This is a genomic window from Emticicia fluvialis (assembly GCF_024793945.1).
GTDB classification, from domain to species: domain Bacteria; phylum Bacteroidota; class Bacteroidia; order Cytophagales; family Spirosomataceae; genus Emticicia; species Emticicia fluvialis.
This window is the reverse complement of the sequence record NZ_JANUSD010000028.1, coordinates 1-15,317: the sequence shown is the minus strand read 5'-3', so window position 1 is coordinate 15,317 and position 15,317 is coordinate 1. Positions and strand designations below refer to the sequence as shown.

The following is a 15,317-nucleotide window of genomic DNA, read 5'->3' as shown; positions in this document are numbered from 1 at the left end:
ATTTCCTGAACTATCTGTAACTTAAAAGATAATGAATAGTCTTTTTGGGTACGTTTGACATAACTGTTTTGTCCTTCCATTTTTGATACTTTTTTTGTGTATCGCTATTTCAGGACGGGACATTAGCTGCAAAAAAAATCCCTTCCGTATGCCAGAAGGGATTTTTTTGTATCATTTCATTTCCATTCACAATCTTCATCTAACCACTCATAACCGGGTTCAATTGGCGCACCTTCAGGTGGTGTTAATGCGCTCGTTGCTACTGCTGCTTCCGGGTTATCTTCAAACTGTTTAATTTTCAGTAAGGTTAATCTGGCAAAACCGGCCCCATCAACATTATTGCTTTTTAACCAGCTTTGTATATCATCAATAGCTCCGTAAGCATTGGCTCGTGCTTCCATAGCTGCATTTTTGTTATTCGCCAACATCATCAGTTGATCTAAAAACAACATGGCAACCATGCGGTCTATTTGGGCATAATAACTGTTGTTTCTAAACATCTCAGGCTTTTTCCAAAGTTTCTGAACCATTATAGACGAAACCTCAGCCAGGGTAGGTAAATCACCTTTCATTATTTTCTGGCTAACCAGCCTTGCGCTACGCTCAGGATTCAGTATCAGCCTCAGGGTCATTCCAGCTGATGCTTCTGCCGGGGCAAGGGGGTCAAAACCTAAACCGGTATGGCGTTTAAAAGTTTCTCTCGGGTTGGCGTTATATCTGAATGCTCTTGGAGGAATCATTTTCAGTATATGATCAGGCACAGCCAGAAACTCAGGCGTAAGTGTTAGCATTAAAGTATTAAATGCTTCACGTTGTTTGGTTGCAGGCACCGGCTCATAAATAACCTGCCCGTCTCCGCGCAATGCAAAATTATAGTCGGCACCGCCCAGTACTTTGGCTGCTGCCTCGGTCTGATAACGATGAAACATATACATTGGTACCAAAACCTCTTCAATGTTAGCCATTGGGGTATTTACTCTGATTTTTTTATCGGTAAATTCCCTTAAAGCAATTCTGCGTAAGTCCATTACACGCTTCAATTCAGTTACGGCATCTCCGCCGTTATCCCATAAATGTGCATAAGGGCTTACCGAGCCTTCCGGGCGGGCGTCCTGGTCGGTCAAGAATCTCAGGCCTTTTCTTAGTGTATTCTGAACAATTTTTTCTAATTCCGCCTTCTCATCTGCATTATCCGGAAAATCCTGGTATCCCCAGATAATAGAGGCTTTGTCGTACTCACCAATTCCCATTGCATACGCACGTGAGAGATCGAATTTTCCGTTAGAGTAACTGACCAGCGGGTGTGGATAATCCATTACAGAGGCACGCCCGTTAATGCTTGAAATATAGTTATGTGGTAGCCCTAAAGTATGGCCTACTTCATGCGCCGCCAATTGCTTCAGTCTGTCGATTGACATCTGGGTGATTTCCTTTACTTTCGTTGTGTCTGTTTCATAGTTGCCCAGAAAGCCCTGTGCAATCAGAAAATCCTGACGAACACGCAGTGAACCTAAAGTTACTTTACCTTTCAGAATCTCGCCAGTGCGGGGGTCTATTACGCTGGCGCCATAAGACCAGCCCCTTGTGCTGCGATGCACCCATTGAATAATGTTGTATCGGATATCCATAGGGTCGGCATCGGCAGGAAGCAATTTTACCTGAAAAGCATTCTTGTATCCTGCGGCTTCAAATGCCTGGTTCCACCATGCGGTTCCTTCCATGAGGGCAGAACGGATAGGCTCCGGAGCGCCAGGGTCCATGTAATACACAATAGGTTTTACAGGCTCGCTTACCATTGAGGTAGGGTCTTTTTTCTGCAAACGGTGGCGTGAAATGTATTTTTTAACAATGGGTTCACTGATAGGTGTGGCATAATCAAAGAACTGAATCCCCCCATATCCAATCCGTGGGTCAAATTCTCTTGGTGTAAAAGCTCTGCTTTTTTTATCTGCTTCCAAATCAGGCAGCGCCACAAAAGAGTGGTGCTGATGCATGGTTACAATAGTAGGGGTAGGCACAACCTCTCGCAGATAAGGGCCTGCGTTGTCACCGGTTAAAGTTATGATAACCTCAAACTCTGAATTGAGCGGAAAGTTTCTTGTATTAGGTAAATAAATAGCGCTACGGGTAGCATCAAGGCGGAAAGTACCCTGTTTGGTGTTTGAAATATCGCGTATGGCACCTACCGCATCCTGAATCAGGAACGGCGTTAAATCAACCAGTACTTTGCCATTGCTTTCTGCTCTAATCTCAAACCCGAAGTGTATTGATTTAGCAAATGATTGTTCTACTGCCTGCTTCTCCAGTGGGTCTTCTGATATAGCTCTGTAGGCGTAGTTGGGTTCAACCATTAGTACTTTGTTACCGGCTCTCTGAAACTTTATGACGTGTTCTTCTCCGAGTCGTCCGCGGTCTAAGCCAATATCGTTAGACCCTATCCCCTGAGCCAATGAAGGATAATAGAGCAGCTCTGAATTAAAATGCGCTATTTCAAGATATACTCTGCCGTCTTTGGCATTCCAGTAATAATTAAGGAAGCCCTCTTTTTTATCCATGCCAGTTGTAAAACTCTCGATTGATTTCACATCCTGAGCCATTACGTATGCACTGCAAATCAGAAAAACCAGTGTTTGGATGAAGCGTTTTTTCATGGAAAGGTGATTATTGTTTTTAGTTATGGTTATAGAGGTTTATGGATATTTATTGATAGAATACCGCCTGAAGTCGGTATGAACAAAATTGTAACCTTTGTTTTGATAGTCGCCCAATTCATTGGGTGTGTAAATTAGCTTTTCTCGCGATAACAGCGAATAAAGTGGGTCGCCACCCCGGTCGCTGGCTATTAAAACAAAGGAATATTTATCTTTTTTATACCGTCTAAAGTCGGTCATTGGTAAAATTATATACCTAATCTTCTTGGTTCGAAAACTCCTCAAAAACCTTTAACTCATCATCTAAGCTATTAAAAGCATGATGGGCTTCCTGATTATAAATGTAATGTCTGGTTCTTTGATAATGCTGTGGACTCACCGAAATAGCTCCATATCCATCCTGCCACTCAAAATTTTTATCAAACCACTCCTGCTGATTAAGCCATCTTGAGGTCTCCCCTTTTAGGGTTTTTACGACATGTGAAATATTTTGTGTTGGATGCAAGCTCACCAAACAATGTACGTGGTCTTCTACTCCATTTACTATCTTAATACTTATACTGTGGTCTAATGCAATTCTTCTTATATACTCTAAAAGCGGATACCTGAACTTTGCTTTTAAAAATGGATATTTATTCTTAGTAGTCCATATTAGGTGAACATTCAACGCAATGTAATTCCCTTTCATATTTAAGTATAAATTTCACAGCAAACGAATGAATATTGCTTTAAAATACCGACTTCAGTCGGTATGAACAAAATTGTAACCTTTGTTTTGATAGTCGCCCAATTCATTGGGTGTGCGTTTTGGTTGACTAATTTATACTTCGGGTATAACAGCGAATAAATTCGCTGGCTATCAAAACAAAGGAATATTTATATTTTTTAAATCGACCGCGCGGCGGCCGCTAAAGTCGATTCATTCATTTATAGGTCTTCTCCCCCGCCCTCACTTCTGCATTAATTTTGTTTTCTTTAGGTGGTATGGGGCAAATAAAGCTTTCGTTGTAGGCACAGTAAAAATTATGGGCATTATTAAAATCTATTTCAATTTTGCTGCCCACCAGCGCATCTTTCGGGATATTGATATACCGGCCGCCACCATAAGTTTCTTTACCATTGGTTTTGTCCCTAAAGGGCAGCATAAATGTAGTTTCCTCATCAAAAACACTTAGGGTATAGGTAGTACCATCAATTTCAATGGTAGCTTCTCCGGCTTTTTTTATTTCGCTTTGTGTGCTGTCGGTCATCAGAATCATCCGCTCTCCGCTATCATTGGTTGCTTTAAAATCAGCCTCGAATTTATATTTCGCATCAGGCTCGAAGTATTTGAATCCGGTAAAGTTGGTAAGATTAGCCACCGGAGAATTCTTTTCTTTAAAGACATCTTTTTGATAGGCTTCTCTTTTTTCGTTGATGCGCCCGGCATAATCTTCTGAGCTACTCAAAGAGTAAAACAGGATGCCAATCACTGCAAGCACGATAATTAAAAGTACTACTTTGTTTTTAAGCATAGTCTGATTATGATTGTGGATAAACGTCGGCTAATATACTTAAATAAGAACTTTTATTCGCTATTCTTAGTTGAAATATCGTAATTCGCAGACGAAAACCTTAATAATTTTTACATGTTTACCGGAATCGTAGAGTCAATGGGGCGCCTTGTTGCCATTGAGCCAGATGGCACAAATTTAACCTTTACATTTGAATCTGACATAGCACAGGAGCTAAAAATAGACCAGAGCTTATCGCATAACGGCGTTTGCCTTACGGTGGTAGAGGTACTTACCGATATAACGGATGCTAAAGACAATAATCAAACTCATACAACGGTAAGGTATAAAGTAACTGCCATTGATGAAACGTTGAAAAAAACTAATCTAGGCAATTTAGAGATAGGCGACAAAGTAAACCTTGAACGTTGCATGCCAGCCAATGGCCGTTTTGATGGCCATATAGTGCAAGGGCATGTAGACCAGACAGGCGTTTGCACAGCTCTGGAAGACCAGAACGGAAGCTGGCTTATATCATTTGAATATGATGCTTCAACTAATAATATAACTGTTGAAAAGGGCTCTATTTGTGTAAATGGCGTAAGTCTGACAGTGGTTAATTCAAAAGATAATGGATTTAGTGTTGCTATTATTCCATATACCTGGGAGCACACCAATTTTCACCAATTGGCCGTTGGTAAGGTGGTGAACCTTGAATTTGATATACTGGGCAAATACATGCAACGCATTCTTCAAAAAAGATAAAGCCCTAGCAGGAAACTGCTAAGGCTTTTAATATAGCTGTAAGGCTTAATTTTTTATTCGAACGATTGGAACGGGCGAAGTGTTGAGCCTGTGTAAATCTGACGCGGACGGCCAATAGGCTCTTTATTCGCTCTCATTTCTTTCCATTGCGCAATCCAGCCGGGTAGGCGTCCTAATGCAAACATGACAGTAAACATATTGGTAGGAATACCCAAGGCACGGTAAATAATACCCGAATAGAAGTCAACGTTCGGATACAGTTTTCTTGCAATGAAGTAATCGTCATGCAGAGCTGCTTCCTCAAGACCTTTGGCAATTTCAAGTACCGGGTCATTCACACCCAATTTACTTAAAATATCATCAGCCGCTTTTTTAATGATTTTGGCACGAGGGTCAAAGTTTTTGTAAACTCTGTGGCCAAAGCCCATCAGACGGAAACCAGAGTTTTTATCTTTAGCTTTATTTACAAATTTATTTACATCTCCGCCATCAGCCTTGATATCTTCCAACATCTCAATTACTTCCTGGTTTGCACCACCATGAAGTGGCCCCCAAAGAGCTGATATACCGGCAGAGATAGAAGAATAAATATTGGCTTTTGAAGAACCTACCAGGCGAACCGTTGATGTTGAGCAGTTTTGCTCGTGGTCTGCATGAAGAATCAATAATTTATTTAATGCTGCCGAAACCACAGGGTCAACCGAATATTCTTCAACCGGCAGTGAAAACATCATGTGTAGAAAATTAGAACAATAATCTAATGAGTTTTTTGGATAATTAATTGGGTGGCCGTTTGATTTCTTGTAGCACCAGGTAGCCAGCGTAGGGAACTTAGCCAATAAACGAATGATGTGGGTATCGGTATGATCCGGCGATTTGTCATCATACGAATCAGGGTAAAATCCGCTCATCGCACTTATCAAAGACGACATCACACCCATTGGATGCGCATTCACCGGAAATCCGTCAAAAATGCGACGCATATCTTCGTTAACCAGTGTGTGTCTGCGGATATCGTTATCAAACTTGTTGTATTGCTCTTTGGTTGGTAATTCACCGTAGATAAGCAAATAAGCTACACTTAAGAAATTGGCTTTCTCAGCCAGGTCTTCTATGGCATAGCCACGGTAGCGCAGTATTCCTTCTTCGCCATCTAAGAAAGTAATGGCACTTTTAGTAGCCCCAGTATTTTTATAGCCGCTATCGATTGTTATGTAACCTGTTTCATCACGGAGCTTGGCAATATCAATTGCTTTCTCTCCTTCCGAACCTTCTATGGTAGGGTATTGGTATGACTTACCGTCAAGTATTAATTCTGCTGTACCAGCCATAAAAACATTTAGATTATTTTGTGGTTATCAATTTTATTGATGAATTATTTCGCAAATTCAGTTGCAATAATAACAAAAAAAGCGTAAAAATAACCATATACAGATAAATATTTGTTAAAGCAACTAAAATTTAATTTGACCCGTAAAAACAGGGTAGCGAAACTTATAATTCTTTAACTTTATAACCCCTCTGTAACCAAAAAAGTTTGTAACAGCATAAAAACATGCAAAAACTTAAAGGAAATTTAATACTTAATAAGCAGTTATTATAGTGCGCGAAAGCACAAAGATAATGCTGAAACCCCACGTAAAAAGCATTATTCTATAAAAAACGATTAAATTTTTCTGTATGCTTCTGAAACAACAATAATCAGCAAATTAATGCTGTAATTACCTACTCATTTTTACAATTGAAATGCTACCCTTTAAACCAGCAAACGACGAAGGCCCGGGTTTCGCCGGGCCTTCGTCTGTCAGAATCCAATCCTTCCTTTTATTTTTTTGCGGTCTCCCTTGGCCAGATACTCCTGCATATCGGCCAGTTCTTTTTCAAAGCCGCCACTTAAAATCGGAAACCGGCACCAGCTACGGGGGTCAAGGTTGTGGGTATCCAGATGAAAACCCGGCGCATAGCGTTCGCGCTTCCATTGGTTCCGGCTCCAGAGCCTGAAAAACCGCTCTACCCATCCGGCAAGTGTATCCCTGTCGAAACGGTCAGCAAATTGTGCTTCCATAAACAAAAGGCACTCCAAAGGAGGCTTTTTATCTCTGATGGCCACCTTCTCTATTTCATTCAGCACCTCATAAGGCATCAGGTCTTTTTCATCAGTCTGCTTTTTATCAAGTGGGCGAAGTTCAGCTGTCGGCTGCAGGTTATTTACTTTATTAAGGCCCTCAATTCTGATGTGCCTGCCTTTTACGTCACATCCTACGGTTTCCAGCCATACCAGCCAGCCTCTTAACCAGAATTTTTCAATGCCCGATATAGGGTTGATACTTCCGGCAGTATCGCCATCCATCGTACAATAGCCTACCGCTACCTCTGAACGATTAGACGTAGCCAGTAATAAATGATTATTTAAATTAGCCAGCAACCACACACCCGGAGCCCTAACCCGGGCCTGAATATTCTGTAAGGCCAGATCATCCGTTTCCCATGAAAGATTCCTGCCGATCTGCTCCTCAATCATGCCCGTATAAGCGTCAACCAAGCCTTTGATATTGACATTATAAAAAGTAGCGCCAATTGAATTGGCCAGACTCTCGGCCGACGTAAAAGTATCTGTTGAACTGTTTTCGGTACCCTGATAAATACTGTGAATCAGCTCTTTGGTTACCTCTTCTACGGTTGTGCAAGACTGTATCTTTTTAATATACGAAAGTTTCTTTTTGAAGGCATCCAGACCGATGCTTTCGTCGGCCAGGCGAATCATTAAGCCACACAATGCCACGCAGGCACATGAATCGGCTCCGCCTGAAAGCGAAACAGTAAAACCCTGAGAACGTGATTTGCGCAGATAATCGAACAAGGCCAGCGATACCGCACGGGCAAATTCTTCTTCTTTCAGGTATCCGCCTCTTTCAAATCTCTCTAATTCGGCATGCTGATTCGCCACAGGCCTTATATCCGGAAAATCAAAAAGGGCAGCTACTTTCCAGTTACCGGTAGCTAAAGATGATTTAATCTGAGAATGATTCACCCTTGGGCCTTCTATATCAATAACTGCACTGGTTACATAAAAATCGCCATAACCAAATCGTGGCGACGACACCAGCAGGTTGCCATCTGAAGCAATCATGGCATCGCCGTCAAAAATCAATCGGCCAGACTCATTCCCAAGCAAGTTGGTATAAATATAACTACAGGCAAAAGAACGGCTACCGTCAATAACGAACCGCTCACGGGTTATAAATTTAGCAAACGAGAACGGGCTGGCACTTGGATTAAGTATAACATCTACGCCCCTGTCAAATAGCGTTCTGCCGGGTCTGTTTGCCACCCAGGCATCTTCACATATTTCAAAACCAATACGCACGCCGCTCAAATCAAAAACCAGGTCTCCTATGGGGTACTTAAATTCATCAATTTCAATTTCATCGCGTACACCGGCAGGCCAGCGATGAAACCAGCGGTCTTCATAAAACACCCCATAATTAGGCAGGTGCTGCTTGCAAACAAAACCGAGTATCCGCTTGTTGGCTATCAGGCATGACGTATTATATATCTTGTTATTGAAACGAACCGGCAACCCCACCGACACAATGATGCCAGATGTATGCAACACTATTTCATTCAAACTCTCTTTGGCCTGCTCAATTAGGTCTGTCGAATAAAAAGCATCGTCGCAGCCATAGCCTGTTATGCAAAGTTCTGGCAGGCATAGCAGGCTTACGTTCTGCTTGTCTGCCTCTCTTATACAATCTATAATGTTTTTCCGGTTCTGCTCCCAGTCTAGCGGCGTCTGGTTAAGCGTGCCTGCTGCAACTTTAACTAATTTCATTGTTATTATTTATTAATTCGCGTCTTTTCAACCGAACCAAATGATTTCTAATTACAAATATAAGAAAATCTGCCAACCCCAACCCTTTAAGCGCACGTTACGTGCATAAAGGCGTGCCACGCACGGCCACCCATCCACTCATCCTTAAAAACCCGTTATTCATAAATATTTTTCCTTTTATTAATATATATTTATTGTTTATCGATAAACCATCTAATATATTTACACCATCAAACCAATCAAATAACAAACATTATTATGAAAACAAGAACACAAAGTATCCTAAGCATCATTAAAATCGTTGCCCTGATAGGCTACATAGGAGCCATTATTAGTGCAGCGAGAGTTATCATTCCGTTTATCGGAATCCATGTTGCCGACTTACTGAGAAGATTCAGTAACGTAAACGTTACCTTCACATTTAATACCGGAACAGGTCTTGACCACCTGAAAAACAATCATGATATATTTCCGTATCTGGCGCTTATGTCTTTAGTTATAGCCATTGCTGTTCTGAAAATACAGGTTTGGGAAAAACTGAGAACTATTTTGCAGGAAATAAACCTGCATTCTCCGTTCTCAAAGAAAGTGGCGGCATTGATTGAAAACATGAGCTATACCATTCTTGGTTTAGGTATCGTGTACTTTGCAGCAGATAGCTATGCGCATCATTTGGCCAAACACATAACCGGAATAGACGGAGGCATGTTCAACTCAAACTTTCAATACCTGTTTTCGGCAGGTGTAGTTTACGTAATGGCGCAAATCTTTAAACGGGGCGTTGAGCTGCAGGAAGAGAACGAATTAACTGTTTAGTACCAATCCACTTAAACTTATAAAAACCATGCCTATAATTGTAAATCTTGATGTAATGCTGGCCCGAAGAAAGATGCCGCTTTCTGAACTGGCCGAGAAAGTAGACATAACCCTGCCTAACCTTTCTATACTAAAAACAGGCAAAGCCAAGGCGGTAAGGTTTTCAACCTTAGAGGCTATCTGTGAGGCACTTGCGTGCCAGCCGGGCGATATTCTGGAATATTTGCCTAAAAAAAACAAAATTTAAGTGCAACCTAACGCCAAAAAGCTGCATCTACCAGGCAAATGCAGGGTTTTGCCACTCATCAAAATTTAAAGCCACTTATGTAATATAAGTTACCTTGCATTACAAAGTACTATAAGTTTGTACAAGAAAATTATGAAAGAGCTAACAGCATTAAATTTGACTAGGTTAATTAATGAGTAAAACTGTCTCAGGCTTTAGGGGCAGTTTTTTAGAAGGCAAGATGTAACCTGGAACATTCTTTCGCATCTAACAGAGCATTGAAAGAGTGAATTTAGAAAATTATGAAAAGCATTTAATAAAACAGTTAATAAACACCAGCATTGGTAGCAGACCCGCATCTTTAAAACAGACTTTACCTGAACTTAAAAGCTGGTTTAAAGATACTCACTCAACAAAAAGCTATTACTAATTACAATTAAAAAGCAATGAAAAAGCTATTACTTACACTCCTGCTTGCAGGAGCGGGTTTAATTTCTTTTGCCCAAACTAACAAAGGAAAGATATCAGGAAGCCTCTTTGATGAAAAAAAACAGGCACTACCATTTGCCAATGTGCTACTACTACGTGCCCAGGACTCTACACTTGTAAAAGGTGGTGTAAGCGACGCAGAAGGTAAATTTGAACTGGAACAGTTTTTAACTTCAGGAGTACAGAACCAGTTCATCGTCTCGGTTTCAATGGTTGGGTACAAGAAATACTATTCTCCGAAAATTGTTCTGAGCGCTGAAAACCCTGATGTAAAATTATCGAATATTCATCTTGAACAGGATACTCAAAGCCTGAAAGAAGTAACGGTATCAGCCAAAAAACCTTTTGTAGAACAACAAGCCGACAAGCTGGTTGTAAATGTGGAAGGTAGTATTGTTGCCAATGGTAACACAGCCTTAGAGGTTTTGCAGAAGTCGCCGGGCGTTACCGTTGACAACAACGATAACATCAGCGTGAAAGGTAAACAAGGCGTTTTGATTCTGATGGACGGTAAACCTACCTATATGTCGCAGAGTGATCTGGCTAATCAGCTAAAAAACATGAATAGCGACCAAATTGAAAAAATCGAAATTATCTCAAACCCATCGTCGCGCTACGATGCAGCCGGTAAAGCGGTTATCAATATCGTTACCAAGAAAAACAAAAACTATGGCACCAACGGAAGCGTGTCGGTAGGTATGGCTATCAGTTTGCCCCCTTTTCTAAAAACCGGGCTAAACAAAGATCTTACCGCTGTAGAGCAAATGAAGCCCGGTCTGATGCCAAAATACAATACCAGCCTCAATCTAAACAACCGTCAGGGCAAATTCAATACGTTTACGAATCTTACGTTTTCTGACAACCAGCGTTTCAACAACAATGCGTTTTCAAGAGAAATTGGCGGCCAGACGTTTGAGCAATATGCGTATCGTTATCAGTTAAACCAGAATTTCAGCTATAAATTAGGTACAGATTATTACGCAACTAAAAAAACCACACTGGGTGTGCTGATAACTGGTAATGTGGGTTCGTGGGAGAGTTCAAACCCAAACCGTAACATAACATATATGAAAAAGATTGGCTCGGTTACGCCCGATTCAAGTCTGGTGACAACCTCGAGTAATCTGAGAACCTGGACAAACACCACTTTCAACGCCAACTTTAAACATACTTTCGATTCGACCGGAAAAGAATTAACTGCCGACGTAGATTATTCAGTTTATAATAACCAGGGAATGGAAAGAGGCATGGTTTCGAGATTCTATAAGTACATTGATAAAGTAGAAACCGAATACAGCACACCGCTAAACATTACCAGCAATGCGCCAAACAAATACAACATCTTTGCTGTAAAGGCTGATTATGTGAATCCGCTGCCAAAAATTAAAGGCAAACTGGAGTTTGGTGTGAAAAGTAGCTGGGTGAAGTCGGATAACGACATCAGATTCTATCAGAATGGTGCAGTAGACAAAGGACGTACCAACTACTTTATCTATACCGAGAACATCAACGCGGCTTATGCCAACTTTAACAAAGAGCTGAGCAAGAAATTCAATTTACAGGCTGGTTTGCGTATGGAGCATACACACTCAGAAGGTAAATCAGTAACCTTGAACGAATCTCGTGAACGAAATTATGTAAAACTGTTCCCGAGTTTGTTTTTAACACAGACTATTAATAAGGACAATCAACTGACGTATTCATACAGCCGACGCATAGACCGCCCGGATTATAATTCGCTGAATCCGTTCATTTATTTCCTTGACCCATACACTTATCAACTTGGAAACGAATACCTGATGCCGCAATACACCAACTCGTTTGAATTAACACACAGCTTTAAACAGGCATTTGTAACAAGCGTAGGTTACAGTGTTACCAACGATTACATGGCTGAGGTGATTAAAAATGCTGTAAGCGTACCGGCTGTTTTGGAGAAACTGAAAAAATACAATAACATACAAGGCATTGACACTGAGAAAATCACGTTTGCAACGCAGGAAAACATTGCAAGATTTGAAAATATCAATGTTAACTTTAGCGTGCCGATTCCGATTACCAAATGGTGGAACTCACAGACCAACGTATCGGTATACTATAACAAGTACACCGGAACGGTATCTGATCAGAGCCTGAACGTAGGCCAATGGGCGTATAACTTCTATACCAACCAAAGCATTAAATTGCCTAAGAATTTGTCAGCCGAAATTTCGATGTGGTACAACTCACCTAATGTGTACGGTATCATGCAGGGTAAATCTCAATATGCAGTAAACGCAGGTTTGCAAAAAAGCATCTGGAACAAAAAGGCTACTTTGAGACTGAACATCAATGACATTTTCTTAACCAGTTTCTGGTCGGGTAAAACCAACTTTGCAGGTGTAAACATGCTCTTGAACAACCGTTGGGACAGCAGAACCGTTCGTTTCTCGTTCTCTTACAAATTCGGAAACCAGAACGTAAAAACTGCCCGCAACCGCAGCACAGCTACCGAAGCCGAACAAAAACGCGCCGGTGGCAATTAAGATTAGATAGTCTATAAATACAGAAACGCCTCAGAGCTGATGCTTTGAGGCGTTTTTATATTCGGTTTAGTCTCAAGCTAAAATAGGTTATGCTAAAGTACTTCAGGGTAAACCAAAAAATAAAAAAGAACTTACATATCTTTATAACACATATACGTTTATATAAAAACCTATACTCCCCCTCTACCAACAATTCATGAAAAACCTACTTTTCGCCCTATTATTACTATTACTAACAAACTGCCAGGCACAGCAGCAGGGCAGCCCGCTTGTTAAAGAACTAAAAGACAAAGTCGCTGATAAAACTTACCCTAAAATTGATGCGATTTTAGTTGAGCAGGGGGATAAGGTTATTGTAGAAGAATATTTTAATGGTTTTAATAAAGAGACGAAGCATGACACTCGCTCGTCTTTTAAATCTATCACCAGCCTGCTGGCAGGAATTGCTATCGACAAAAAACTGATGTCATTAGATGATAATTTGGGTCGCTTTTTTCCGGAATTGAAACATGAAGGCAAACGTAAAATCACTGTCCGTAATTTACTGGAAATGCGGTCGGGATTAAACTGTGAAGAGTATTATGATATAGGCCCCGAATGCGAAGTAGAAATGGTTAAAACACAAGACTGGGTTGCTTTTTGTCTGGGAGTTGACTTAATCAGAGAACCGGGGCTAAACTGGTCTTATAACTCTAACGAACCCATGATTATGGGAGAGATTATAGCAAGGGCAAGCGGCATGAGTGTGATGGAATTTGCCAAACAAAACCTTTTTCTGCCGCTGGGAATCACCGATTATAAATGGACTGTCTCGCCCAAAGGTCAGGGTATGACAGCCGGTTCATTTTACATGCTGCCTGCCGATATGCTCAAGATTATTGATATGGTAAAAAATGAAGGCACCTGGAAGGGCAAGCAAATTGTGAGCAAAGACTGGATAAAAAAATCTACCGATTGCCACATCGTTACCGATTTTTCATTTGTCAGATACTCCAGAATCCCCAATGCCAGATACGAGAGCTCACGTTATGGATTCTTCTGGTACCGCGAAAACCTGAAATATAAAGACATTAACACAGAAGTGCTGTTTGCATCCGGCAATGGTGGGCAATACCTGATGTATCTTCCGGAATATAAGTTAACAGCCGTTTTTACGGGTAGCAACTACGGCAACTGGCGTGGCAAGCTACCTTTCGAAATGCTTCTGAAATATATTATTCCTGCGGTTAAAAAATAGAATGGCAGGTAAGAAGGAGATTTAGTCCTGAAACAGGTTTGTGTGAACCTGTTTCAGGACTAGAAGTATAACTTACTTCGCAGGCGTAATCACGATATTTCTATACTCAATGGGGCCGTGGTCTCCCTGAAAGAAAATCGGGCCAGGCTCACCTTCATTGCTATCTAAGGCACCACCTGTTATACCCGGAATCTCGTTTTTGTAGATAATGGTCTTGCCGTTCAGGGCTACAGTAACTACTCTTCCAACTAAGGTAATGTCAAAACTTTGCCACTCACCTGCCGACTTCAACGGTAGTTCAAGTGGTGTAATGAAACCATATATGGCTCCCAGTTGGTCTTTAGAAGGCTCTCTACCCTCGCTGTCGGTTACCTGCACTTCATATCTGCCTCTCAGATACACACCGCTGTTACTTTCTTTAGGGTATCTGAACTCAACATGCAGTTTAAAGTCGTTGAAAGTACGAACACTACGCAGGTTAGAGCCTGATTTCGGACTTATTAAAACACCATTTTCTACAACCCATTGGTTATTGGTGCCTGTGGCTTCCCAGCCGTCCAGATTTTTGCCGTTAAAAAGTTTAATTGGCGTACCCCAAACGGGTGTTCTGGTGCTGTTTAATTTGGCAGCTCTTACACCCACCCAATTCAGAACCTCACCTTTAGGAGTAGTAATGGTACCGCTCAGTTTATCATCCTTTAAAACGCCTTCTACCACATAATCTTTGTCGAGGGCGTCCCATTGCGGGGGAACCGAAAACGAAACTTTACCATCTGCAAAATTAATGCGCGATATAGGTCTGGCGCTTCCACCCTCACCTACAAAAGAACCGTTCAGGAATTTGGTACCCGAGTGGTTTACTTCTAACCATGACGGCGCCGTTCTGTTTCCGTGATTAATGGTGAGGTCCCATCGGCCTTCTATACTTTTGATGGGTGCCAGTTGAGCAAATACTGTGGTGCCTAAAAGAACAAAAAGGCTAAAAACGCTGATACATTTTTTTAATGTAGTTATCATTTCAGGTGTTTTTTGGTTGAATAAAATTTATGTTAATGTATTTTCTGTTGCAGCAAGTGGTTTTTAACGGCAAAATAGCAATAAATTCAGAAATGGGACCAATCAGGTGCATTAAATAAATTCATAGTGCGGCTTATCAGAGCATTGTCTAGTCCTAAATAAGCGATACACTTATTTAGATTTAAAAAACTAATTTACGGAATCCAATTGGGAGTTTTCAATTGGATTCTTTTTTTATAAGTTCGGATTTTTACTTGGCATTGTTG

General features: G+C 41.0%; 12 protein-coding genes. 5 read left to right on the top strand and 7 right to left on the bottom strand.

The window, feature by feature from the left end; all coding sequences use genetic code 11:
- Positions 1-176 precede the first annotated feature (176 nt).
- The 4 genes from NZ848_RS21235 to NZ848_RS21220 all read right to left on the bottom strand — a co-directional run bounded on the left by NZ848_RS21235 (position 177) and on the right by NZ848_RS21220 (position 4,165).
- The gene (locus NZ848_RS21235) at positions 177-2,651 is read right to left on the bottom strand and encodes a zinc-dependent metalloprotease (RefSeq protein ID WP_259017186.1); all 2,475 of its coding nucleotides are present in this window, start codon (positions 2,649-2,651) and stop codon (positions 177-179) included.
- A gap of 39 nt (positions 2,652-2,690) precedes the next feature.
- On the bottom strand, positions 2,691-2,891 hold the full coding sequence (locus tag NZ848_RS21230; protein WP_259017185.1) for a hypothetical protein: 201 nt from the start codon (positions 2,889-2,891) through the stop codon (positions 2,691-2,693).
- 16 nt (positions 2,892-2,907) lie between these two features.
- A complete protein-coding gene (tnpA, locus tag NZ848_RS21225) occupies positions 2,908-3,339 on the bottom strand; it encodes an IS200/IS605 family transposase (RefSeq protein ID WP_259017184.1) in 432 nt (143 codons plus the stop codon).
- Between the two features lie 235 nt (positions 3,340-3,574).
- A complete protein-coding gene (locus NZ848_RS21220; RefSeq protein ID WP_259017183.1) occupies positions 3,575-4,165 on the bottom strand; it encodes a DUF1684 domain-containing protein in 591 nt (196 codons plus the stop codon).
- Positions 4,166-4,279: 114 nt separating this feature from the next.
- Here NZ848_RS21220 and NZ848_RS21215 point away from each other — a divergent pair, with 114 nt between their 5' ends.
- A complete protein-coding gene (locus tag NZ848_RS21215) occupies positions 4,280-4,909 on the top strand; it encodes a riboflavin synthase (RefSeq protein ID WP_259017182.1) in 630 nt (209 codons plus the stop codon).
- A 53-nt stretch (positions 4,910-4,962) separates the two neighbouring features.
- On the opposite strand, the gene NZ848_RS21210 is transcribed toward NZ848_RS21215, so the two are convergent.
- The gene (locus tag NZ848_RS21210) at positions 4,963-6,240 is read right to left on the bottom strand and encodes a citrate synthase (protein ID WP_253533553.1); all 1,278 of its coding nucleotides are present in this window, start codon (positions 6,238-6,240) and stop codon (positions 4,963-4,965) included.
- A 473-nt stretch (positions 6,241-6,713) separates the two neighbouring features.
- Positions 6,714-8,741, bottom strand: a complete 2,028-nt coding sequence (gene nadE, locus NZ848_RS21205; RefSeq protein ID WP_259017181.1) for an NAD(+) synthase — start codon at positions 8,739-8,741, stop codon at positions 6,714-6,716.
- Positions 8,742-8,999: 258 nt separating this feature from the next.
- Here nadE and NZ848_RS21200 point away from each other — a divergent pair, with 258 nt between their 5' ends.
- The 4 genes from NZ848_RS21200 (at position 9,000) to NZ848_RS21185 (ending at position 14,034) form a co-directional block, all read left to right on the top strand.
- Positions 9,000-9,557: a DUF2975 domain-containing protein gene (locus NZ848_RS21200; RefSeq protein ID WP_253533551.1), complete on the top strand. Its 558-nt coding sequence runs from the start codon at positions 9,000-9,002 to the stop codon at positions 9,555-9,557.
- Positions 9,558-9,585: 28 nt separating this feature from the next.
- Positions 9,586-9,804: a helix-turn-helix domain-containing protein gene (locus NZ848_RS21195; RefSeq protein ID WP_259017180.1), complete on the top strand. Its 219-nt coding sequence runs from the start codon at positions 9,586-9,588 to the stop codon at positions 9,802-9,804.
- 425 nt (positions 9,805-10,229) lie between these two features.
- Positions 10,230-12,797 (top strand): outer membrane beta-barrel protein, encoded by a 2,568-nt coding sequence (locus NZ848_RS21190; RefSeq protein ID WP_259017179.1) that lies wholly within the window; start codon positions 10,230-10,232, stop codon positions 12,795-12,797.
- A 196-nt stretch (positions 12,798-12,993) separates the two neighbouring features.
- On the top strand, positions 12,994-14,034 hold the full coding sequence (locus NZ848_RS21185) for a serine hydrolase domain-containing protein (protein ID WP_259017178.1): 1,041 nt from the start codon (positions 12,994-12,996) through the stop codon (positions 14,032-14,034).
- A gap of 72 nt (positions 14,035-14,106) precedes the next feature.
- Here the strand turns inward: NZ848_RS21185 and NZ848_RS21180 are convergent, their stop codons facing one another.
- Positions 14,107-15,051: a 3-keto-disaccharide hydrolase gene (locus NZ848_RS21180; RefSeq protein WP_259017177.1), complete on the bottom strand. Its 945-nt coding sequence runs from the start codon at positions 15,049-15,051 to the stop codon at positions 14,107-14,109.
- Positions 15,052-15,317: the final 266 nt, after the last annotated feature.